14 protein-coding genes are annotated in these 23,512 nt (G+C 39.6%); 8 read left to right on the forward strand and 6 right to left on the reverse strand.

Features of this window, described 5'->3' with window-relative positions:
- The coding region (locus BCL90_RS19585; RefSeq protein WP_208647486.1) for a hypothetical protein at positions 1-300 on the forward strand (300 nt) is incomplete at its 5' end.
- Positions 301-784: 484 nt separating this feature from the next.
- Here BCL90_RS19585 and BCL90_RS19590 read toward each other — a convergent pair.
- The 4 genes from BCL90_RS19590 to BCL90_RS19605 all read right to left on the reverse strand — a co-directional run bounded on the left by BCL90_RS19590 (position 785) and on the right by BCL90_RS19605 (position 6,523).
- Complete coding sequence (locus tag BCL90_RS19590) at positions 785-2,104, reverse strand: gluconate:H+ symporter (RefSeq protein ID WP_121286263.1); 1,320 nt, start codon at positions 2,102-2,104, stop codon at positions 785-787.
- A gap of 9 nt (positions 2,105-2,113) precedes the next feature.
- Positions 2,114-3,829 (reverse strand): IlvD/Edd family dehydratase, encoded by a 1,716-nt coding sequence (locus tag BCL90_RS19595; RefSeq protein WP_121286265.1) that lies wholly within the window; start codon positions 3,827-3,829, stop codon positions 2,114-2,116.
- A 131-nt stretch (positions 3,830-3,960) separates the two neighbouring features.
- Positions 3,961-4,797, reverse strand: a complete 837-nt coding sequence (locus BCL90_RS19600) for a fumarylacetoacetate hydrolase family protein (protein ID WP_121286268.1) — start codon at positions 4,795-4,797, stop codon at positions 3,961-3,963.
- Between the two features lie 838 nt (positions 4,798-5,635).
- Positions 5,636-6,523: an AraC family transcriptional regulator gene (locus tag BCL90_RS19605; RefSeq protein WP_121286271.1), complete on the reverse strand. Its 888-nt coding sequence runs from the start codon at positions 6,521-6,523 to the stop codon at positions 5,636-5,638.
- Between the two features lie 562 nt (positions 6,524-7,085).
- Here BCL90_RS19605 and BCL90_RS19610 point away from each other — a divergent pair.
- The 4 genes from BCL90_RS19610 (at position 7,086) to BCL90_RS19625 (ending at position 14,205) form a co-directional block, all read left to right on the forward strand.
- Entirely contained in the window at positions 7,086-10,259 is a 3,174-nt protein-coding gene (locus BCL90_RS19610) for a SusC/RagA family TonB-linked outer membrane protein (protein ID WP_121286274.1), read from the forward strand.
- Positions 10,260-10,272: 13 nt separating this feature from the next.
- Complete coding sequence (locus BCL90_RS19615) at positions 10,273-11,823, forward strand: SusD/RagB family nutrient-binding outer membrane lipoprotein (RefSeq protein ID WP_121286277.1); 1,551 nt, start codon at positions 10,273-10,275, stop codon at positions 11,821-11,823.
- Positions 11,824-12,465: 642 nt separating this feature from the next.
- A complete protein-coding gene (locus BCL90_RS19620; RefSeq protein ID WP_121286280.1) occupies positions 12,466-13,797 on the forward strand; it encodes a Gfo/Idh/MocA family protein in 1,332 nt (443 codons plus the stop codon).
- Between the two features lie 213 nt (positions 13,798-14,010).
- Positions 14,011-14,205: a hypothetical protein gene (locus BCL90_RS19625; protein ID WP_134380798.1), complete on the forward strand. Its 195-nt coding sequence runs from the start codon at positions 14,011-14,013 to the stop codon at positions 14,203-14,205.
- A gap of 94 nt (positions 14,206-14,299) precedes the next feature.
- Here BCL90_RS19625 and BCL90_RS19630 read toward each other — a convergent pair whose 3' ends face one another.
- On the reverse strand, positions 14,300-15,907 hold the full coding sequence (locus BCL90_RS19630; RefSeq protein ID WP_121286285.1) for a RagB/SusD family nutrient uptake outer membrane protein: 1,608 nt from the start codon (positions 15,905-15,907) through the stop codon (positions 14,300-14,302).
- A gap of 17 nt (positions 15,908-15,924) precedes the next feature.
- Positions 15,925-19,152, reverse strand: coding sequence for a SusC/RagA family TonB-linked outer membrane protein (locus BCL90_RS19635; protein WP_244095157.1), 3,228 nt, complete (start codon positions 19,150-19,152; stop codon positions 15,925-15,927).
- 1,346 nt (positions 19,153-20,498) lie between these two features.
- Between BCL90_RS19635 and BCL90_RS19640 the strand changes: the two genes are divergently transcribed.
- The 3 genes from BCL90_RS19640 to BCL90_RS19650 all read left to right on the forward strand — a co-directional run bounded on the left by BCL90_RS19640 (position 20,499) and on the right by BCL90_RS19650 (position 23,499).
- Complete coding sequence (locus BCL90_RS19640) at positions 20,499-22,433, forward strand: hypothetical protein (protein WP_121286286.1); 1,935 nt, start codon at positions 20,499-20,501, stop codon at positions 22,431-22,433.
- On the forward strand, positions 22,405-22,827 hold the full coding sequence (locus BCL90_RS19645) for a hypothetical protein (protein ID WP_121286288.1): 423 nt from the start codon (positions 22,405-22,407) through the stop codon (positions 22,825-22,827). Before BCL90_RS19640 ends, BCL90_RS19645 begins: the two co-directional genes overlap by 29 nt.
- Positions 22,828-22,923: 96 nt before the next feature.
- Positions 22,924-23,499 (forward strand): hypothetical protein, encoded by a 576-nt coding sequence (locus tag BCL90_RS19650; RefSeq protein ID WP_134380796.1) that lies wholly within the window; start codon positions 22,924-22,926, stop codon positions 23,497-23,499.
- Positions 23,500-23,512 lie beyond the last annotated feature (13 nt).

Here is a 23,512-nt window from a genome sequence, read left to right on the forward strand (position 1 = left end):
ACTGCTTCGTCTGCACAAAAACCAACTTCTATGACAGCAAGTTTCGGAATTGCTGCTGGTGCTTTGTTAAATTATATCCGTGTGCTGAACAACGACTTGTCAGCTGAAAATATTTTCGCAGGGATTGTGTCAATTGGTGGGTTGGTGTATAATACCGGCGAACCCGACCAAGAATTATTAAAACATTTCCCTCAGGGAACGCCTGCTATTTCCTCAAGAGAGGTTGCAGAGACACATTGGAAAATGCACTTTGAAAAGAAAGAAAACGAAATCATACTCGGAAAAACTTTTTCGTTTTAAGTCGAATTTTGAGTAAAAAGAAACACAACGTGACTAAATGTTAGTTGTGTTTTTTTATGGTAGTCGTAATTTATAATTGCTGCCAACGGTTTTCTAATCGCCGATGTGGCTGGTTTTTAGTACGACAGCTCAATGGAGTTGCTAATAATAATAACCTTGCACAAATAGTAAATCCCAAGCTGGTGCGAGCTTGTAGTTCGCTTCAAAATTAGATTATGAAGTTAAGGGTTGCGATTTTCTAAATTTTTGAACTATAGCTTTTATATTAGTACGAGTTAAAAACTCGCACAAACAACTTATTAATTGCAATCCGATCACTAGCATGTTTTTTACTTTTACGGATTTACCATATTCGCACGAATTCTAAAAGTTTTGATGAGTGATTCATAGAAGGCAAACAACTGACTCACCAAATAGCAGGTAATAATTAAATGGGTTGTTATAAACTGTACATCTTGTATCTATTAACGACTAAGATTATTAGCTACCTAAACATCACCTGGTTCATAATCAGTATTCCAATAAGTCCGATAACCGAAACCAGCGTTTCCATCAGCGACCAGGACAAAAATGTTTGTTTGATAGATAATCCCAAATACTCTTTGAATAACCAAAAAGAAGAGTCATTTACGTGCGAACAAAACAGGCTTCCTGATCCAACCGCGAGCACCATTAAATTTGGATCGGCACCATGAGGCCCCACAAGCGGATAAACGATACCGGCAGCGGTGAGGCCAGCTACGGTAGCCGAACCCAGGCAAAGCCTTAACACCGCCGTTATTAACCAGGCCAATAATAAAGGTGGCAGGGTTAGCCCCTGCAAAATTGCGGCAAGACTGTTGCTCACCCCTGTTTCTACAAATACTTGTTTCAAAATGCCAGCGCTTCCGATTATTAAAAGAATCATCGCTATATCTTTTGTTGCATCAACATAAATGACCATAATGTCAATCAGCTTTTTACCTGACCTGATTCCTAGTGTAAATGTTGCAATGCAAATGGTTAATATCATGGCGATAGTCGGATCACCGATAAATCCGGCAAAATTTACAACAACGATATTGCCACTACATAACCTGGTGATTAAGGTAGTACCCAAAATGATCAGTACAGGTAACAATGCAGAAACCACACTATTTGTGATCCCCGGCAATTCATGATCAGGCAGTTCATCGGCCCGCAAGGTAAATGTCGGGCTGGATTTCATATTGATTAACACTTTTGCAAAAAGAGGGCCTGCTATAATTATAGCGGGTATGGCCACAATTAAACCATAGGTAAAAGTCTTAACCAGATCGGCATTAAACTGAGTAACCAAAGCCATGGGCGATGGATGAGGAGGCAAAAAACCATGCATTACGGACAGTGATGCAAGCATAGGCAAGCCTACATATACCAGGGGTAATTTATAGTTGTACGCTACCGAAAAAATAATTGGAATAAGCAATACAAACCCAACATTATAAAATAATGGAATACCCACTATAAAACCTGTTAAAGACATGGCCCAGGCGATGTATTTAGCACCGAATGTCTTTTTTAATACCGAAGCTATTTTTTGAGCGGCACCACTGGAAGCGACGAGTTTTCCAAGCATGGCGCCCAAAACGATGATGATTGCCAGCGATCCTAAGGTATCTCCTAATCCTTTATTAACCGTTTGCGAAATACTGCCGGCAGGCATACCTAACAATAAAGCTGCCCCTACCGATACGATTAAAAACGCAAGAAAGGTATTCACCTTCGCCCAGGCAATTAATAATACAAGTGTAACTATACATCCAAAAAGAATCAGTACATCCATGTTTCTGCTTTAATGAGAGTCTCTGGTTACGGTTGAACCTGAGCCGCCTACTAAAAAGTCCAGATCAGCGCCTTTATCTGCCTGCTGAACATGGTTTACATATAAGTTTACATAACCACGTGTTGCAGCAGGAATTGACGGTACCCAATTGCTTCGCCTCAGGGCTAACTCTTCATCACTCACTTCAAGGTGGATACGTTTATTGGCTACATCCAGCTCAATCATGTCGCCGTTTTCTACCAGCGCTAAATTTCCACCAATGGCAGATTCCGGCGATACGTGCAGTATAACCGTGCCATATGCCGTACCACTCATCCTGCCATCCGATATCCTCACCATATCGGTTACGCCCTTGTCAAGCAGCTTTTTGGGTAAAGTCATATTACCTACCTCAGGCATACCCGGATAGCCGACAGGACCAACCGTTTTCAAGACCATTACACAAGTTTCATCAATATCCAGGTCAGGGTCGTCTACTCTCGCATGGTAATCCTCAATATTTTCAAACACGACTGCCCTACCCCGGTGCTGCATCAAACCAGGCGTAGCTGCGGATGGCTTTATAACCGCTCCGTTAATTGCCAGGTTACCTTTTAGTACCGTAATTCCGGCTTCCTGAATAATCGGCTGCTCAAATTCATAAATAACTTCCTTATTGTAATTTATTCCTTTATCAGCAATGTTCTCGGCATGCGTTTTCCCGCTTACCGTTAGGGTATCCATTTTTAAAACAGATTGCATTTGTTTTATAACAGCAGGTAAACCACCGGCATAGTAAAAATCCTCCATCAAAAATTTCCCTGAAGGCATAAGATTTACCAGAAGCGGCATTTTACTACCAATATCATCAAAATCGTCTAAGTTTAACGGCACACCCATTCGCCCTGCAATAGCCGTAAGGTGAATAATAAAGTTTGAGGACCCTCCTACCGCAGCATTTAACTTAATTGCATTTTCAAAAGCATCCCGCGTTAGTATTTTAGAAATTTTCAAGTCTTCTTTAACCATTTCAACTATTCTCCTTCCTGATAACTGAGCAAGCCTCTTCCGACGGGAATCAACGGCAGGTATAGCCGCCCCACCCGAAAGGCTCATGCCTAACGCTTCGACCATGCAGGCCATAGTAGAAGCCGTACCCATGGTCATACAGTGGCCCGGACTACGAGACATGCAACTTTCTACTTCTGCATATTCATCATAAGTAATTTCGCCTTTCTTTAATTCCTCTGTCAGCTTCCATACACTTGTTCCTGAGCCGATGTCTTGTCCGTGATATTTTCCGTTTAACATGGGTCCGCCAGGAACCACAATCGTTGGCAGATCTACACTTGCCGCGCCCATCAGCGTAGAAGGCGTAGTTTTATCGCAACCCGTAAGTAATACGACACCATCAATAGGATTACCTCTTATTGATTCTTCTGCATCCATACTGGCGAGATTACGGAACAACATGGCGGTGGGTTTCATGAGCGTTTCTCCCAACGACATGATGGGAAATTCGAGCGGAAAGCCGCCAGCCTCCAATACCCCGCGACGAACACTTTCGGCAATATCACGCAGGTGGGCATTGCAGGGTGTAAGTTCAGACCATGTATTACAAATCCCGATTACCGGTCTGCCGTCAAACATGTCTTCGGGCATGCCCTGGTTTTTCATCCAGCTGCGATAAATGAGGCCCATTTTATCTTTTTTCCCAAACCAGGTCGAACTTCTATATGATTTCATATCCAGATATACTATGTTGCACTATTTTTTAACTTCTTATTTTGATTTTCGCTAGTGGACGTATTTATCGAAAAATCGTTTCACTTGCTTGGTCAGCCGTTTCTAAGCCTATAATTTGTTTACCTTGTTGATCACGCTACGATATTTATAAGTGAACCAATCTCTGAAATGGTTATTTTAACTAGGTCTCCGCTTTTTAAAGTGAAATCATCGGTGGGAATTATTCCTGTACCTGTCATTAAATAGGTTCCATGAGGAAAATCTAATTCCCGAAACAAATAAGACACTAAATCCTTGTGCTTACGTTTCATTTGATTAATGGAAATTTTCTCCTTAAAAAGGACCTCTGAATCTCTGAATATTTCGATGCTGATATCGGTATCCGGATCTATAGGACCATCTGTAACTAAAAGACAGGGACCTAAAGCGGTAGCCCCATTGTATGATTTTGCCTGCGGTAAATAAAGCGGATTTTCGCCTTCAATGTCTCTCGATGATACATCATTACCGATTGTATAACCTTCTATAGTGCCTGCTGAACAAATAAATAACGTCAATTCCGGTTCAGGTACGTTCCATTTAGAATCTGCCCTGATCCGTATGTTTCCACCAGGACCCACTGTACGGTAAGGTGGTGACTTAAAAAAAAGTTCTGGCCGGTCTGCATCATATACCCTGGCATAAAAATCCCCGCCTTTTGCTTCTTTTGATTCCTCTATCCTGGCTTCCCTGCTACGAAAATAGGTTACGCCGGATGCCCATACCTCCTGGTTACCTATAGGGGTTAACACAGCTGAATTGGTGAGCGCTTGTAAATCTTCGTTAGGCTGGAGTTGTTGCAACTCACTACTTACCACTTTAAAGAGGTTGCTCCTGTTTACAAACTTATCCCAGCTTTTCTCTTCTGTTAAAAAATATTGGTTATTGTGGTTGATAATAATCCCGCTGGAGGTGTTATAAATTCTCATAATTATTTGGTTAAGTTTTTTTGGATCGAAAATTAAGTTTGAACTTTATTTAAGTATCCAGGCGGTAAAATCGAAAGGCAAATAAATCCTTTTAAAACACATTTACAGCATAATGTTAATATATTACAATAAAATGCTTCAATACTAAAATTACTGGTTTGCGTTGCTTAATTTGGTTAGGATTTGATCAGTATTAACTGATATATTTTCTGATAGCAACCCTATCTCAAGCAAACTATCCAACAAGATTTTAAAAATAAAATTGTGTTTTCAATTGTCTTGTAGCTACTACGTGGTCGCTACAGGTATCAATGAAAGCCTCCAATAGAGTGGTCGTCTTTCCGTGCAGGCCTATCGTGCTGATACATCTTTTTGCGTTTAATTTTTTAGGCGTTTTGCCAGCTTCCTCAAATAACACATTGTTTTAACCGAAGAACGCCGTCAATCCCAAGGGCCGGAGAAATCAAAAAAACAGGTGCAGAATAGAATAGATAGCATTGCCAAACCTAAAACGCAGTGGTTTTGTGTTCATAAACGCTAATTTAAAGTTTTAAAGAAGTATTGAACACAAAACGAAGTGCCGCTGTTTTTTTTATGTGTGTAGGATTGTGTAAAAGGCCCATTGCTGGATTGACAAAGCGCTTTGGGTACTTTGGCGCTCCAAAGTACCATGCCACCGCGGCATAGAGCGGAAAAAAAATCAACATTTATCTCCAAACTATAATTTTTAAGATCAAAGTTTGTTATTTGCAGGAAAGATGCTGAAATAAATTCAGCATGACGATCGCCAAGGAGTATGTGCTAAAACAAATACTAGTTTAATAACCGAATCGAGTTACTACGCAAATTTTTTCTCTTCCGTTTTAAGATAATTATATCTGTAGTCCATTGGATTTTTTTTCGTAAGCGCTTTAAACTGATGATAGAAGTGAGAAATATTATTGTAGCCACAGGCATAGCCCACCTCAGTCATGTTAAATTCCTCTTCTAATAACAATCGGCATGCATTTCCAATTCTCACTTCCATTAAAAACTGGATGTATGTTTTCTTCGTTTTGGATTTAAAGTACCTGCAAAAAGAGTGTTTTCCCATGTTAATTAATTCAGCTACATCTTCCAGCGCTACTTTTTTATGGTAATTATTAAACGTGTATTCGAATATCGTGTTAATGCGGTTTTGGTCGATGCTGTTTACTTCCGGGTTAAAGCCGTTGGATGATATAATTTCATATTCTTTCGTAGCAGCTATTATTTCTAAAGCGGACAATAAACTGATCAGTTTACGGGCAGGCGATTCGTTAAGCATTTCTTCCGCTATTTTGCCAACCTTTCGTCTGGTTGCTCCTTTTAAACGCAAACCCAGCTTACTTGTATTCAGTAGTTTAACAATCGGACTAATTTCAGGAAGATTCAAAAATGTATCGCCCCAGATGTTGTTTTCAAAAAGAATCACGATGGTTTCTCCAACTTTTTCGGTATCACTTTCCAGGTATTTTTGTTCACATCGGAAAGTATGTGGCAGGTTTGATCCAAATAAAAATACGTCGCCATTTTTAAACGGACCAACATGGTCGCCTATCAGGCAGGTGCCGTAGGTTCTTTTAACAACTAATAGTTCGCACTCGGGGTGATAATGCCAGGCGCTTAATATCGCATGTCCTATATCCTTATGGATATTAAAGGAATGCTCCGGGTTTGGAGTAGCCTTTTTTAACGTAGCCTTCATGTTTATAATTGGTTATACAAACATGAAATTAGAAATTATGTATGATATAATGCATATCTATTACCTGTTGATGGTAGTTATATTAACAACGCCAGGTTTTATTATTTGCGTATCAGATTGGTTTTATGTCGAAAAAATTCCGTAAGCAATTGATAAACAGACATATTTTATATGTTTTATCAGACAGCAAAAATACCGGAAAGAAATATCTATGTTAATATGTTACAATTTTTTGCTGTAATACTGAAATTGCTTTTCATTAAAGTTGTCTTTATTTGCTTGAGTAACATAACTGTTTCAAAACCAAATATAAAAGGAAAGTGAGGATTCTATTCTTCGCAACTATTTCTTCAAATAAACTATTTAGCCCAGGCATATTGCCTTAGCTTATTAGAACAGAAATTGATTAACTAACAAACCAATATAATCATATGAGATAGATTTACTTCACATTCAACACCATATTCAGTCGTTAAACACTGCGTATGTTCCGAACTGACAGCACCACCTCTTCTGCGGTGATTTAAGCTGTTTATTAAAAACCAATTCTAACCAAATTATAATGATGAAAAAAAAATTACTTCCACTGGTATTTACCTGTACTGTGTTAACGGTATTCATTCTTTTCGAATCGGCGAGCGCTTCAGCTGGTGAGCTAAAAACCGTAATATTTAGCAAATCTTTACCAGCAAAAAAGTTAAAATTAGCTCCGATAGGCATTACAGGTAAAGTTACCGATGAACAGGGCGTTGGTTTACCCGGCGTTAGCGTTGCTGAAAAGGGAACGCGAAATGCTACTATAACCAATTCATCCGGCAGTTATACGATAAGTGTGGCCAATACCAATGCCGTGTTGGTGTTCACATCCATTGGCTATAAACCGGTAGAAATAACAGTAAATGCAAAAACCGTTGTTAATGTTTCAATGCTGACGGTTACCAATGCTTTGAATGAGGTTATCGTAACTGCCCTCGGTATAAAGAGGGAAGCAAAAAGCTTAGGCTATTCGGCTCAAAAAGCCGACGTAGAGGCATTACAAACTAACCGCACGACTAATCTTGCCAATTCGCTTGAGGGCCAGATCGCCGGATTGGACATCTCCCCTCCCGCCGCAGGGCCAGGTGGGAGTACGAAAATTCGTTTGCGTGGACAATCTTCTTTTACTGCAGACAATTCGCCGCTAATCGTAATCAATGGCTTGCCAATGTCGCAGGGCGCAAGCAGTAGTAATGGTTACACACAAAATGTCGATCAGGGAGATAATATGCAAGGCATCAATCAGGATGATATCGAATCGATGACTGTTCTGAAAGGATCTACCGCTGCAGCCTTGTATGGTTCGCGTGCCGTTAACGGAGCAATCATTATTACCACAAAGTCGGGAGCTAAAAATAGTGGAATAGGTATTGAGTTCAATTCTAATTTTACTGTAAACCAGGCGCTGGATTATACAGATTTTCAATATGAATACGGGCAAGGTGAGAATAATATCCGTCCCTCATCAGTAGGTACTGCGCAGAGTTCCGGTGCCTGGAGTTTTGGTGTGCCATTTGACAATGTGCCAACGTATCAGTTCGACGGCGTTCAGCGTCCGTATGCGCCTGTTAAAGGCCGGATAAAGACGTTCTTCAGACTTGCACCATCCTGGAGTAATACTGTTGCACTTTCTGGCGGTAATGACAAAGGAAGTTTCCGGGTGTCCCTTTCCAATCAGGATGCTCAGGGCATAATACCAAACAACGATTATCATAAAAAGATTTTTAACGTTGGCATTAACTATAAACTTACTGAAAAATTATCTGCACAATTTTACGTTAACTACGATCACCAGTTTAATAACAATCCGCCACTTATAGGCGTACAGGGAAATGCAATTCCTACCTCAATTTACAGGTTGGCTAACTCCATTTCTTTTGATGTACTCAAGGCAGGCGCAATAGATGCCAACGGAAATGAAACACCTACTTCGAGGTTTGCTACAATTACCAACCCCTACTGGATATTAGCGAAGCAATTTCAAAGACAAACAAAAGATCATTTGTTAGGTACCGCTGTGGTACGCTACCAGTTTTTTGACTGGTTGTATTTACAGGGCAGGGCGAATATGGACCTTTTGCAAACTACCTATGAATCAAACACGCCGACGGGTACGCTGGCCGTATCTGCAGCACCAACAGGGTTATATAACGGCAGCTACGGGATAAGCACATCAAATACACGCCAGAATAATTTTGATTTCCTGCTGGGTGGCGGGCATAAGTGGAAAGATTTTTCATTTAATGCAACAGTGGGTGGTAATAACTTTCCTTTAATTACGTCTACATTTAACGAGGCAGTAACCAACTTTTACATCAGAGATTTATATACCATTGGAAACGGTGTTACGGCAAATTCGAGTTATAACCTAACTAAACAAACCGTAAATTCATTGTATGGTACTGCAGAATTTTCCTACAAAGATTTATTATACCTGAATGTTACCGGCCGTACAGACTGGTATTCGGTACTGGCCAGAGATATCGATCATTATTTCTACCCTTCCATTAGCGGAAGTTTCGTTTTTTCGGAATTACTTCCAAAAACAAAATGGTTAAATTTTGGAAAGCTTAGAGTTGCTGTTGCAGAAACAGGAAGTGCCCAGGGTGTTGGTGCCTACAATGCATTAACATTTTTGCTTGCTCAGAATTCATTCAACGGGCTTCCCCTAGGCAGTATAAACGGAACAGCTTCACCAAATACCCAGATTAAGCCTTTTGGCGTAAATGAAAAAGAAATTGGTATCGAGTTACGCATGTTCAACAACAGAGTAAATCTGGACGTGGCTGCTTACGATAAAAAAACGACTAATCAAGCCGTTCCGATAAGCCTGTCTGCAGCAACCGGATATGCCACAACGCTCGTTAACTTAGGCGGTTTAGCCAATAAAGGATTAGAATTTAACCTGGAATTAGTACCTGTCCAGAACAAAAACTTTACCTGGAAAACGGCTTTTAATTCTGCTTTCAACTCTTCAAAAGTATTATCATTAGCGAACAACCAATCGCAACTGGTAGTGGGTAGTCCTGAATTTTTTGGGTCTATTGTCCATATGGTAGGCTTACCACTTAACCAAATTGTAGGTTCCACTTACAAGCGTGATGCTTCCGGAAACATCGTATTATCGGGAGGCAAACCCGTAGCAAGTGATAAACCAGTTAGTTTTGGTAGTGGTCTTCCTACAGCAACAGGGGGATGGCTAAATACGTTGAATTACAAAGGCTTTACCTTTATCTCCCATATTGATTATAAAGCAGGTGGTAAATTGCTCTCCAGCACAAGTTTAAACCTATTAAGAGAAGGTTTATCAAAAGAATCATTACCTGGCCGTGAAGGTGGCGTAATTTTCCCTGGGGTAAATGCTACTGACGGATTACCAAATACCACCGCTGTAAATGCAGAAGATTTTTATGCAAATTATCGTTCAACGAATATCTTAGACCCATTTATTTACAGCTCAAGCTTTGTTAAATTAAGAAGCCTTTCGTTGGGATACGACTTGTCTAAATTTATCAATAAAAAATATGTGAAAAGCTTAGTGCTATCGGCCGTATGTCGTAATGTATTGATCATCAAGAAATATACGCCTAACATTGATCCCGAAGCAATAGCCTCAAGCGGAGATAACCTAACAGGTTATGAGCAGGCATCGCTGCCAACAACACGTACTTACGGATTTAACTTAAACATAAAATTCTAACGCCTTATACAATATGAAAAATTTAATCAGAATTTTAGCCATCGCAATCTGGGCTACAGTAATTTCCAGTTGCAATAAAGGGTTTGATAAATTGAATATTAATCCAAATAATCCAACAGAGCTCGATGCGGCATTCCTGTTTACGAGCGCACAATTTGGAACGCATGGAGCTACGATGGAAACTGAGCCAACCATTGTGCAGCAATTTGTTAATCCGTTTTCGGGAATCACATCGGCGTTTAATTTTAACCAGCTGAATCAAACTTATACTTCGTCAAAATGGAATGCTGAGTATACGGGAACAAATACTGGCGCAACAAGTTCTTCAGGCCCTGTTCAATTACTTGTGCAGATATTAAGCCAAATCAAAGGCAATCCGGCAAGAACTAATTTATATAACGAAGCCAGAATCTGGAAAGCTTATCAATTTATGATGCTGGTAGACACTTACGGAAACGTACCTTATAGTGAAGCCGGACAAGCCTATTTATCAAATGTGCTTACTCCTAAATACGATAATCAGGCAGCGATTTATACCGATTTGATTAAAGAAGTTACGGAAGCAACGGCAGCCCTGGATCCAACAAAGGATATCGTAAAGGCTGATGTGTTTTACGGTGGCAATATCGCCCAATGGAAAAGACTGGGGTATTCCTTATTGCTTCGATTAGGCATGAGGTATAGTAAAATAGATCCGGCAAAAGCGCAAACTATTGTGCAAGCTGCAGTAACTGGTGGTGTAATGACATCAAATGCCGACAACTGTTTCCTGAAATACAATACCACTTACGTGAATCCCGTGAGCCAGACGATTACGGCGATAGCGAATACGTATTATTTAGCGGCTCCCTTTGTAGATCAGCTAAATAATAGTGGTGATCCGCGATTAAAGTTTATATCCGGTAAATATGCAAACCCATTAGCGGCGCCTACAAGCGTACCAGATACCATATCTGCAAACCAGTTCGGTCTTCCTGTTGGCTATAGCAGTGCTACTTTACCAACTGCTCCCGGATTTAGAGGTGCTAACGGTTCGGGTTTTAATTATTCGCAGGTTAATTATAGTATTTTCGGTAGTTTAACCGCGCCGCAATTTTTTATCACTCATGCTCAAACGCAATTCCTGCTGGCAGAGGCCGCTTTCAGAGGCTGGATAACCGGTGGCAGCACAGCTGATGTTTATTATGCTAATGGCATACGTGCGGCAATGGACCAATGGACAACCTATAACCCGGCAGCCATTATTCCTTTAGCTACGCAAAATTCATTTATTAATAATCCCGTTAACGCTTATAATGCGGCAAATGCACTCAACCTGATTAATACGCAATATTGGGTGGCCTCCTGGGGCAATGGTACCGAAGCATTTGCTAACTTCAGGAGGAGCGGTTTTCCAACCTTATCGCCCAATACCATCGCAGGACAAAATATAACCGGCGGTTTTGTTCGCCGCTTTGTTTATCCAACCCTTGAGCTTTCTGCAAACGCAGCAAATTACCAGGCCGCAGTTGCAGACAATGGCGGGCCGGATAATATGGACACACGTATTTTTTGGGATAAATAGAAAAACCCTGAATAGTACTCAAAATTTGCCTTTTTGATCAGCTAAATCCGAAGAAGCTGGATGATAAATTGTAATTCAATTGATTTGTCACGTTGAGCCTGTTTAAACGTCTTTTAAAACATTTAAACAGGCCCTTCGACAGCTAGCATTGACGTTATTTACAACTAATTATTAATCAATATTTTAACTGCTTTTGCATTTCCATCTAGCTAGGCCATAGCACGGTATCCCCGTTCTACTTAAATCCGGCCTAACAAATTTTTCGGACTGCACTGTTCTGGCCGAACAACTGGCTTCAAAAGAAAAATTTTCAGCCGGTGTTTTTTGTTTCTTTTTGACACCAAAAAGAAAGAGCCCTTCGGCGGCGGCGAGCCGAGGCAAGACCGCGCCTTAGGATAAGAGAAGACAATTGTAAGTTACTTATATTGATTTTAAACAATTAATCAACCCACAGGATGACAGTTCTATATTATGAGACAGCCTCTTTTTTAGCGGGTTTTTATTGCACAGTCAAATAAACAACCCATAAACTGATGGAGTCACAAAAATATGGGTAACATTGTTATTAATTTTACCCATATCTTGGATGCTCCACTAATTATTTTGTAATTTACTTTAAGTATGAACCATAGACCAAATTAAATGTTAAACCGTAGAAATTTCCTCAGCTACGCTGGAACCGCAGTAGGAACCACTGCCCTGCTTTCTGCTTTAGATAATCCTGCCTATGCCCTTTTCAGTAAGACTATTGGCGCAAATGACCAAATCAATATTGGTGTAATCGGAATCAAAGGCATGGGATGGTCCGACCTCAAAGCGGCCCTCAAAGTACCGGGTGTAAACCTGATCGCACTGTGCGACAGTGATGCCAATGTGCTTGATGAAAGGATGGCCGAATTAAAGTCGATGAATGTTGACGCCGCAAAAGTAACAAGATATAAAGATTATCGTGCGCTGCTTGATAATAAAGATGTCGACGCCGTAATTATCGGAACACCCGATCACTGGCATGCCTTGATGATGATCCATGCAGTACAGGCAGGTAAAGATGTATATGTTGAAAAACCGGTCGGCAACTCTATTGTCGAATGCAGTACCATGGTTAAAGCGCAGGAAAAATACAATAAGGTTGTGCAGGCAGGTCAATGGCAGCGCAGTCAGCAACATTTTAAAGATGCTGTCGATTTTGTAAAGAGCGGCCAGTTAGGAAATATCAGGACGGTAAAAGTATGGTGTTACCAGGGCTGGATGAAACCTGCTCCCGTAGTGCCTGATACCTTACCCCCTGCAGGCGTTGATTATGCTATGTGGCTTGGGCCGGCGAATAAAAGAGCATTCAATGCCAGCAGATATCACTTCAATTTCCGCTGGTTCTGGGATTATGCCGGTGGCTTAATGACCGACTGGGGCGTGCATTTATTAGATTATGGCTTACTGGGCATGAATTCACCAGTTCCCAAAACCATATCTGCATTAGGTGGCCGCTTCGCCTATCCCGATCTGTATGAAGAAACACCTGATACGCTGACTACCCTTTATGAGTTTGACAAGTTTAACATGGTTTGGGATTCTGCCATGGGTATCGATAACGGCTCTTATAACCGCAACCATGGCATTGCCTATATCGGTAACAACGGCACGCTGATCCTCAACAGGCAAGGCTGGGAAGTGATTGAAGAAAAGGTAAGTGGCAATAAAGTGAGCAAGCCCTTTGTTAAATCCTCAGATAATGGCCTGGACAATCATATGGTCAATTTCTTTAGTGTGGTCAGATCCAGAAAAAAAGAAGAACTGAATTGTTCTATACAAGATGCCGCGCATGTAGCTACCGTTGCCCAAATGGGAAATCTTGCCTTCAGAAGCGGACAAAAACTATCATGGGACAATGCCAAACATCAGTTTACAGACCAGAAGATTAATGATAAATACCTGTTGGCCCCGTATCACAACGGTTACAGCTTACCCAAAGTTTAACACTACAGTTTAAACAGATCAGGAGGTATACATGATCCCTCCGGGATCACATAAGAAAGCATCAAAACTACGTAAAAGCTTGCAAATCAAATAATTGCAAGCTTTTTTTTTGTTTTACCGGAAAACCCAAAATATGCAATAAATCGCATAAAAAATTGAGTGATTCGGTGAGTAATAATTCAAACATTTCTAAGTCTAACTGATTGGATGGCCATGAGTAACGATATAGCCATGGATTTAATTATGGGAGGTATAAAAGCAGGAACCAATAGTAGGGATGCAAATATTAACGATGTTAAAGCAGGCGCTAAAAACGTATTAAATGAATGGAGTAACCCAAAACAAACAGCATTTTCTGAATTTAACAAAATAAAAGAGCAGCTTACAAAAAACAGTAGATGCTGCTAAAGAATTTAGAAATAGATTAAAAAATATACTGGGGGTATGCACACAAGCAAAAAGGGTTGTTCCCTATGACGAAAACAACCCTTTAAATTAATTTCTAATTATTCATGGCATTGCCACGCAGATTTTTGTTGTTATCCAACTCCACTTGTGGGAAAGGATAGTACATTGCACGCTGCGTCCAACCTATCGTCTTAAGCGGCTCAAGCCATTTTGCATCAGCCATACCCCAGCGTAAAAGGTCAAAGTAACGAAGATATTCACCGGCTAACTCAACAAAACGCTCGTGCGCTATTATGCTTTTGATATTGTTTAGTGGCACGCCGTTTTTAGTAATATTTTGCGCCAATAGTCCATCAACATCAGGTATAGTGCCAGGAGAATGCTGGTACCATAAGCTCGGCTGTTCTGATGGCACCACGTTGTTGGCACGTGATCTAACCATGTTTATATACTGTTTTGCGCCGGCTATATCGCTCTTTTCATTCAAACATTCAGCATACATCAACAATACATCAGCATATCTGATTAACCTGTCGTTTATGCCATTATCAAAATCAGAAACCTGCACATCAGGGCAGTATTTACGTGTTCCGTACAGATCTTTGTTGGTGGCCAGTTTGCTCATCCAGTAAGCGTAATCTGTAACTGTACCATCAATTTGCGTAAACTTAGCACCGTTATCGCACCAAAGGGTCATAAACTTGCGCGGGTCACCTGTCTCAAACTCATCATAAGTTTTTTTGTTCGGCGCAAGGTTCCACCATGCTCCACCAGTACCGTCAAACATGCCTATTTCTTGCCAGCGCCATGAGCATGACAAATCGTCGCCCAACCACCCGGGGCCGTTAAACATCTGTACCTCGAAAACAGATTCAGCATTGTTTTCTGTCGCTTCAGAAAAATTGTCTTTATAAGCACTTACCAATTGATATTCTTTGCTATCAATTACTTTTTTCAATTCAGCTTCAGCACCGGCAAAATTAGCAGGCTGGCCTAATTCAAGTATTGGCCTGTATAGGTATGCCTTGGCCAAATAAGCCTGAGCAGAGCCCTTTGTAGCGCGTCCTTTAAAAGCAGCGTTAGCATACAATGCACTTCTAAGGGGCAGCAAATCTGCTGCTTTAGCTAAATCTCTTGTTATCAAAGCATATATCTGGCCTTTTTGTGAATTGCTGGAATAGTAATCAGCATCAGAAGTAACCGGTTTATCAATAAGCGGGATGGTTTCGCCAAACATCATGCCCAGGTGCAGATAAAAAACACCACGTAAAAAATAAGCTTCGCCTAGCATCCTGCTTTTCCGGGCAGGGTCTATTGGTCCGGTAAACTCGCTTATTTTAGAAATAGCCAGGTTTGATGCAAATACACCGTTCCACATGTCTTTCCATGTTCCTGATAGCAATCCATCGCTGGAAGGCGTGTTATAAGTATCATAGTACATCGGTTCCCACTTAAATGTATGATTAAAGTCATCGCCCGGCGCAAGTAATTCATAGTAGAATGATCGTGCATATCCGCCTTGTACTCTTCCTATTAATGCTTCATAGGCGGGTATTATTGCACCCTCTAACTGGTCTGCTGTTTTGTAATATGTATCGGTTGATAATTCTTGCGGATTTACCAGATTTAAATCAGGCTTGCAAGAGTGCACCGCTATCAAAGTAGCAATGAATAGTGTCCCTATTTTAAATATATTTTTCATAATTATTTCAGTTGCTATTAAAATGTGATCTGTGTTCCTATAAATATTTCTCTGGTGTTAGAGAATGTTAGGCCCCATGGTGTAATTGCGTCAATACCGCGGCTAAGGTTATATCTGTTATCGCCTGATCCAACTTCGGGATCAAAACCTTTGTATTTAGTAAATGTCAGCAGGTTTTTGCCACCAATAAATACCCGCAAGCGATCTATTTTTAATCTTTGCAGCGTATTTGCAGGCAAGGTATAACCTATATTTAAGGTTTTTAAACGCAGGTAAGATCCATTTTCTATAAAACGGTCAGAAGCTCTTAAATTTTGGTTAGGATCACCCAACACAGCTCTTGGAATATTGGTTTCGGTGTTTTTAGGATAAAAGGTTGTTACTCCTGATGCAGGGTTTACGAAAGTTAAATCCGCTTCGCGGAACCTGTTAAGGGTTGAAGCAAAGTTATTATAGTAGTGATACATACCCTCACCCCAATATTTACTATTGTTATAGATCTCGTTGCCCTGAACCCCTTGCCACATCATAGACATATCAAGCGTACCGAATGAAGCAGCATAGCTAACATCAAAATTGAAACCATAGCTAAAAGATGGTATAGGGCTACCAATAAATGCCTTATCCTGATCATTCAAGGCTTTATCTCCATTAATATCCCTAAAGCGTATGTCTCCTAAACGTGCATTTGGAGCAAATGATTTATCGGCGTCTAATTGCTGGCTTGTTTTATAAAGTCCATCGGTTGTATAACCCCAAAATTCACCAATAGAATGCCCAACTGCTGTTCTTGAAACGTTTGAACCACTAGGGTTTACATTGCCCCACAAAATTTCGTTATTGTTACCAAGGCTTAATACTTTGTTTTTTACCACCGAGAAGTTAGCCGATGCTCCGTAGGTAAATTTGCCTGAGCTGTTTTTGTAACCTAATAATACATCTACACCCCGGTTTTGTATGCTGCCCGAATTTAAAACCGGAAAGTTATCTATATAACCTGTTGTATAGGAGATAGGTACATTTACCAGCATATCTTCGGTTTTCTTGTTATAATAATCAACAGTCAATGAGAGTTTATTATCAAACATAGCAAGGTCAAAACCAAAATCCGTTGAGTATTGGCTCTCCCATTTAACACTCGGGTTTGATGGGGTAAGCGGTAATGCCCCCGTTACTTTTACGCCATTTAAATAATACCATACGTGATCAAAACTTACTGTTCTCTGGTACTGGTATTGCGCAATATCAGAATTACCTAATGCACCATAACTGGCCCTTAGCTTTAAATCGCTTATAAAAGATACATCTTTCATAAAGTCTTCCTGGCTTAGTCTCCATCCGGCTGATACAGATGGGAAATTGCCATACCTGTACTTTTCGCTAAAGTTGGCTGAACCATCGCGGCGGAAGTTGAACGTCAAAAGGTACTTGCTGTCGTAACTGTAATTGATACGGCCCAATATAGAGTACATTGCCGATTGACCTATTCCCGAGCCTATTACTTTAGAATTTGGAGATGTAGTTAAGCCAAGGATCAAAACGTCTGGGCTTGGCAAAGCCCTGGCGCCTGCATTCAGTGCTTTATATTTTGATTCTTCTGAGGTTACACCAGCTACAGCGCTGAAATTATGCTTACCAAATGATTTGTCGTAATTTACCGTGTGCTCAATTAACCAGCGGTTATTTTGGGTAGATGATATGTTTAACTCATCAGGATCATGATTTTGATACTGACCAACAGAATAGGCAGAGTTATAGTTTTGAGTGCGAGTTCTGTTCAAATCAATACCGACATTGATTTTATACCTTAATCCAGGTATAAATTCGTATGATGCCCATACGTTGCCGTTAAGGGATAGCGACTCGTTATTATTCTCGTTAAGATAAGCGTTGGCCAATGGGCTTGCACCGTCTGTGCCGTTACCTGCGCCAGCAAAACCTGTAGCGCTGTTAGGATCGTATAAGGGCAAAGTTGATGACCAGCGCTGCGCATCTATTACATTCTTGTCACTCCAGTTGCGTGTAGAAAGGTTAAGACTCATGCTTTCGCCAACCTTTAACTTGCCTTTTGTAAAATCAGATAAAAATTGTAAGCCGTAGTTTTTTGAACCGTCTCTAATAATAACCGGTCTGTCTGTGCCATAAATGCCGTTTAAACGGAAATTGGCATTTTGCGACCCACCGCTAACAGAAAGGTTATGCCTTTGATAGCCACCTCTACGCATAACAGCATCCATCATATTATACCCCTCGCCTATTGCTGCCGGGTTTGATAAAGCCGGAAGATAATCGGTACGGGCAGGGTTCTGATTATACATTTCCTCGTTAATTAGTTCTGCCAACTGCTGCCCGTTAAGCACATCAATTTTATGGGTGAGATCCTTTAACCCTGCAAAGCCGTAATAGTCTATTTTAACCGGACCATCTTGCCCGCGTTTAGTGGTAATTAAAATTACACCGTTAGCACCCCTTGAACCGTAAATGGCAGCTGATGCAGCGTCTTTAAGTATTTGTATGCTGGCGATGTTATTATCATCAGGAACTGCCCCGCCGATCATACCATCAACAACGTATAGCGGATCGGTACTGTTGATAGAACCCACGCCTCTTATACGAATGGTACCATTTGTAACCTGCACACCGGGTACAGTGCCTTGCAACGCAGCCTGAAAACCACCCGGAACTTTAACAAGGTCCTTGGTATTCACAGTTGATATTGCTGAAGTCAGGTCAACTTTCTTTTGCGTTCCGTAACCCACTACAACAATGTCGCCCAAATCAGTTCCTGCAGCTTTCAATTGTATTGTCATGGGCTGGGCCGTAACAGCAACCTCTTGAGCTACATATCCTAAAAATTTTACAATCAATATTGCATTATCAGGCGCCTCTAAGGTAAAGCGCCCACTTTTATCTGTTACCGTGCTGGTTTGCGTTCCTTTAACAGTAACAGTAGCGCCTGGAAGCGGCTGCCCCGTTTCATCAAGCACCGTTCCTGTAGCTTTTAGCTGCGCGTTATGGATGCCGTTATTCCAATCAGCGAATCGCGCATTTTCCCGGGCTTCTATAACGATTTCGCTAAAGACCCGGGATATTTTTTTTGCTGCCCGTAATTTAGGTGAAAGGATATCCGCAAATGCGGTGGCGTTAAAAAAAAATATGTTTAGTATGGTAAATGCCATGGTTAGTGGCTGCCTAAATAGGTGATATTTAGCCCCCGCATTCCTGGAAAATATAAAAAATTTCATAATTTTTGTTTTAGGGTGAATAGTAGCAGGTCGCTATTTCAACAACTTGCTATTAATTTTAAAGTGGTCATTTTATCAAGCTGGATTCTCGCGGTTATCCGCGTTAGTCTCATGGATAATTTACATAGGCATTTGTGTTAAAAGTGTAAAACATTGCATTTTATATTTAACCACTTCTATTTTACCACAGATCGCCTTTGCCTAACCCTTTCAAAACGGGTACGGCTACAAACATACCCGGCCAGTTTGCCAACCGATTAATGCAGCGGATGAAAAGCCTTTAAAAAATTTTAAAAAGTCGGTTTCGAAGTAAGGCAATTAGTCATTGATTAATTCCTACTCACTCTTTCTGAACTCGGTTTATATAAATGGTTGGAGACAAAAATAGAAGTGTTTAAGAAGTCTGACTATTGCAAATTGACAATTATATAGCACTATAGTTCAAATTGCGGTGGTCTAAATTGCTTGTTATTGGTCGGTTTTTTACATAATAATTATAAATCAATTATTTGTTATTTAAAACCTCTCGGGGGGATGAGATTAAGTTTTTGCATGAAGTTTTATACTAAAGTTCGCTGACTAAGCAATGCTGTGATGGATTCGATTCTTTATCAAGGTTGCATAAGACGCTGACATGCCTGCGCCAATGTCCCCATTGGTAAGTTTAATAGTAGCATAGCTATTGTTAATAAAGAATTATTTTTCCGTATTTTTAGATATATTTTGTGTAATTCCAAATCATTAATCAAATCGGATCTTTCGCTCTAAAAAACGTGAGTAATTCAATGAGTGGAATTACAAAACAGCCCCAAATACTATTTAAACGCTGATTTTAGCACTAGGTGCAAATCCCTCTGTGATCACATCAAAGACTATCAAAAGGTATAAACCCCTGCAATCGCACGATTAGCAGGGGTTTTGATTTTAAGGGATTGCCTATTCGTTAATTTTTCTTTTCAAGACATACTTATCCAGTAAATCCCCATCTGTCCCCTGTTATCCATTATGCCTTTTGGCAACTGATTTTTAGGATAGCTTGAAATTGAAGTATCTACTCCTTTTACTAATGCACTTAAGGCTTCAAGTTTATTTTCTGAAAATGGAAGTACCAAAAAATAGATAGGATTTATTCTGGTGTAGGTATTTGTAATGGATGAACTATGACAGATAAGCGATATTAGAGATGTGGAGAGAAGTGTAAATTTTTATTTTAAATTATGGCTTCAAAATAATTTCAGGCGGAGTGCTGTATGGTTTTGTGTAAAATTTAAGATAACCGTTTTAATTAACAAATCTCTTCCTGTATATTCATCTGTCACGCCCTCATTTAAAAATCTAAATTAACGATGAATAAATTAACACTCAACAGAGGCAAAGCCACGGCTTGCCTAATTCTTATGTGCCTATTTCTGGTACAATCGTGTCGTAAGGACATTTTAATATCCAATTCAAAAGACAAAATAGAAAATGCCAGAATTTGGTACGGGAAACAATTTGATAAATCAAGCAGGGTTTTGATTTCTAGCAAAGGAGATACCTTATCGCTAACCATGCAACCAAAATGGGCTACCGCATACATTTCTGCTTTAGAAGATCAAGCAGACACCTATATTATTCCTCTTGAAACAGACCTTCCTAAAGAGTTAAAACATTCAATTAATCCCATTTTACTGATGCGTCAAAAAGGTAGTGGGTATGATGTGAAAATAATAAAGAATATTGAACAAGATTCAACGGAAAATACAGATAAAAACAAGCTTAACAATGACAAATTATTATCTGAGAGGGCTTTTGGAAATGTTCACCGAATAGATCAAAATAATAATACTTCTGGAAATAAATCGAGTATAAATAATCCTACATTGAATACAGAAGGCTTCTCAGGTTCAAATCAAAACAAAATTATGGGTGGTAATGGCCCTGATTTGAGTGGATGCTTAGATTGGTGGTTGGTAACTGAAGATGGGGCTGGAGAGGTAACAAATACAGAGTATATCGGCAGAACATGTCCACCCGATCTTAGTCAAGGTGGAGGCGGTGGAGGTGGTACTGGCGGAGGTAATGGCGATGGCGGAAATGGTAATTTTGGGACCGACCCAAACTGTCGCAATTGTAAGGTAGCAGATAGGAATTTCTCTGCAATGCTAGCCTATGCACAAGCGGCTGGTCTTGCTGTAACCCCTTCTTTTGAAACCACTTTAACTTTGGATGATGGAACAAAAATTGAAGGAACAGCAACAGAAATAAGAAATTCGCAAGGAGAAATTGTTGCAACATTTTTTAGCCCAAATACAAACGCTGCCAACTATGGGCTAGAAGTGGGATACCATTACAGTATAGGAAACAAAGGACCCAGTGGCACGAGTAACCCTGATAATACAGTACCTAATTTTTATTTCAATTTTGGCAACAAGATAGGTTTTAGCACACCTAACATACCTGGCGGTGGTAATATAAAATATACAAATTATGCTGCAGAGCTAATCAATATGATAGGCATAACAGAAGATAGTGAAGGTAAAGATTTTCTATATCATCATATGGATATTGCACGTACACTTAAATCATTTATAGATAACAATGGCGGAACAACAAGAGAAAATATAGATTTTATAAAGTGGACAGTTTTATATTTCATGGGACATCCAAACGTAAGTATTGAAGAAGTACTGAATGCTGAATTTGATAACGAGACTGCATTCCCAACAAATACAGATCTTGCTAATTATGTTGAACTTGCAATTGATGACTCTGAAACCCGAATAGTGATATCGCCACAAGACATGGTGAAGTATCCTAAATTCACAGCACTTGTCAAAGGATTATATAATAGAGTTGCCAATACGCCAAAAATAATGGCAGCATTAGTAAAATATACAGGCTTTACTCAAACCTCTGTTTTAAATGACTTGAAATTTGATAAGCGTGGCCCTATCATCTATATTACGCCTAAAGAGCAGTTAAAAACTTATTATCCAAAAACGAAAACCTATGGTTATCCATATGGTAGATGTATAAGTGATGATGTAAACAAACATTATATTTTCTTAAATAAGGAATTTATAGACTTGCTAGAAGCTGCAAACGGAACCAATTCAGATGCGTTGGTTATATTGCTAGCTACTACAATCCTCCACGAATATGTTCATTGGAGCGATAACAATTTTGGACTTTCCCCTTCACTTCCGGGAGAGATGGGTGATTTATTTGAAAAAGATGCATTTGGTGAGGTACTTCAATACAACAAGAAAAATGGAAAATTATATTACAGAAAAAAATAAGTGGCTTTGGCTATTCATTATTGCATTATGCATAGCCTGCACGTCCAATAATGAAAAATCGATACCGCAGGACATTATAGCTAAAAGTACAGGCTATACCGTTAGGAAATATAAAAGATATCTTTATCCCGAGGTTTGCATCTTGAAAAATGAATTAACGAGAGAGGCGAAAATGGTAAACATTGACGGAATGGAGGTAAATTTAATTGATGAAAAAGCCGTAAAATCAACAGAGATTTCAACAATTGAATTCTATAAATTTATGCAGATCGAAAATGGTAATACCGAGATCGAACTGGTGCTTATGCCGCGTAGACAATATATTAGATTTCGCTTTAAAAAATCTGGCAATGAAACTTGGGATAGTACTACGATCACACCCTGGCAGGACTGACTTTATACTTAAAAGCTGTGACGGCCATTTTTGCCGATGTGCCCATGCTGGTATTTATTTCATAGTAAAAGTGAAAAGCATAAAAAAATAAGTAAAATGAAATATTTTCAAATATTATTTGTCCTTTTATTGTTCACATGTACCAAGTCTTACTCCCAGGTATATGACAAAGCTATTAAGGGCACCATAGTTAAATTTCTAAAATGGCACAAAGAGGGAAAAGAAGAGAAGTTAGGAGAACACTATTTTGTGCCCAGATATGACGGAACGGGAGATAGAAAAAGATATTTTGATCGTGATAGTTTAGAACTTTATTATAATAATTTTAGGCATAGTGGCTTAATTTCGGAATTATATATTGAGCAATTAAAAGAGTATTTCAACTATTATGAAAAATTTCTCGGTGATAAGCCTGAAGATGGGGAATTGATCAAAATTGAAGGTTTAGACCAGGATATCGTACTCAACACGTTCGAACCAGAAGAAATTTTAGAAAATATAGGGACATTAAAAATCACTAAAATTTTAGTCATATATAATAAGGCATTGGTTGGGATAAATTTTAAGAAAAATGTTGATATGATTTTTCAATTAACAAAAACTGATAATAAATGGCTTATAGATTATATAGGGGCCGACAATACAAATAAAAATAGTGCATTTAGTCAATAACCCTCACCGAAGA

This window comes from Pedobacter alluvionis, assembly GCF_003664035.1.
Taxonomy (GTDB): domain Bacteria; phylum Bacteroidota; class Bacteroidia; order Sphingobacteriales; family Sphingobacteriaceae; genus Pedobacter; species Pedobacter alluvionis.

What these genes read in the sequence shown, in the direction of transcription:
- BCL90_RS19590 (WP_121286263.1), bottom strand. Translation starts at nt 2,104, where the DNA reads ATGGATGTACTGATTCTTTTTGGATGTATAGTTACACTTGTATTATTA.
- BCL90_RS19595 (WP_121286265.1), bottom strand. Translation starts at nt 3,829, where the DNA reads ATGAAATCATATAGAAGTTCGACCTGGTTTGGGAAAAAAGATAAAATG.
- BCL90_RS19600 (WP_121286268.1), bottom strand. Translation starts at nt 4,797, where the DNA reads ATGAGAATTTATAACACCTCCAGCGGGATTATTATCAACCACAATAAC.
- BCL90_RS19605 (WP_121286271.1), bottom strand. Translation starts at nt 6,523, where the DNA reads ATGAAGGCTACGTTAAAAAAGGCTACTCCAAACCCGGAGCATTCCTTT.
- BCL90_RS19610 (WP_121286274.1), top strand. Translation starts at nt 7,086, where the DNA reads ATGATGAAAAAAAAATTACTTCCACTGGTATTTACCTGTACTGTGTTA.
- BCL90_RS19615 (WP_121286277.1), top strand. Translation starts at nt 10,273, where the DNA reads ATGAAAAATTTAATCAGAATTTTAGCCATCGCAATCTGGGCTACAGTA.
- BCL90_RS19620 (WP_121286280.1), top strand. Translation starts at nt 12,466, where the DNA reads ATGTTAAACCGTAGAAATTTCCTCAGCTACGCTGGAACCGCAGTAGGA.
- BCL90_RS19625 (WP_134380798.1), top strand. Translation starts at nt 14,011, where the DNA reads ATGAGTAACGATATAGCCATGGATTTAATTATGGGAGGTATAAAAGCA.
- BCL90_RS19630 (WP_121286285.1), bottom strand. Translation starts at nt 15,907, where the DNA reads ATGAAAAATATATTTAAAATAGGGACACTATTCATTGCTACTTTGATA.
- BCL90_RS19635 (WP_244095157.1), bottom strand. Translation starts at nt 19,152, where the DNA reads ATGAAATTTTTTATATTTTCCAGGAATGCGGGGGCTAAATATCACCTA.
- BCL90_RS19640 (WP_121286286.1), top strand. Translation starts at nt 20,499, where the DNA reads ATGAATAAATTAACACTCAACAGAGGCAAAGCCACGGCTTGCCTAATT.
- BCL90_RS19645 (WP_121286288.1), top strand. Translation starts at nt 22,405, where the DNA reads ATGGAAAATTATATTACAGAAAAAAATAAGTGGCTTTGGCTATTCATT.
- BCL90_RS19650 (WP_134380796.1), top strand. Translation starts at nt 22,924, where the DNA reads ATGAAATATTTTCAAATATTATTTGTCCTTTTATTGTTCACATGTACC.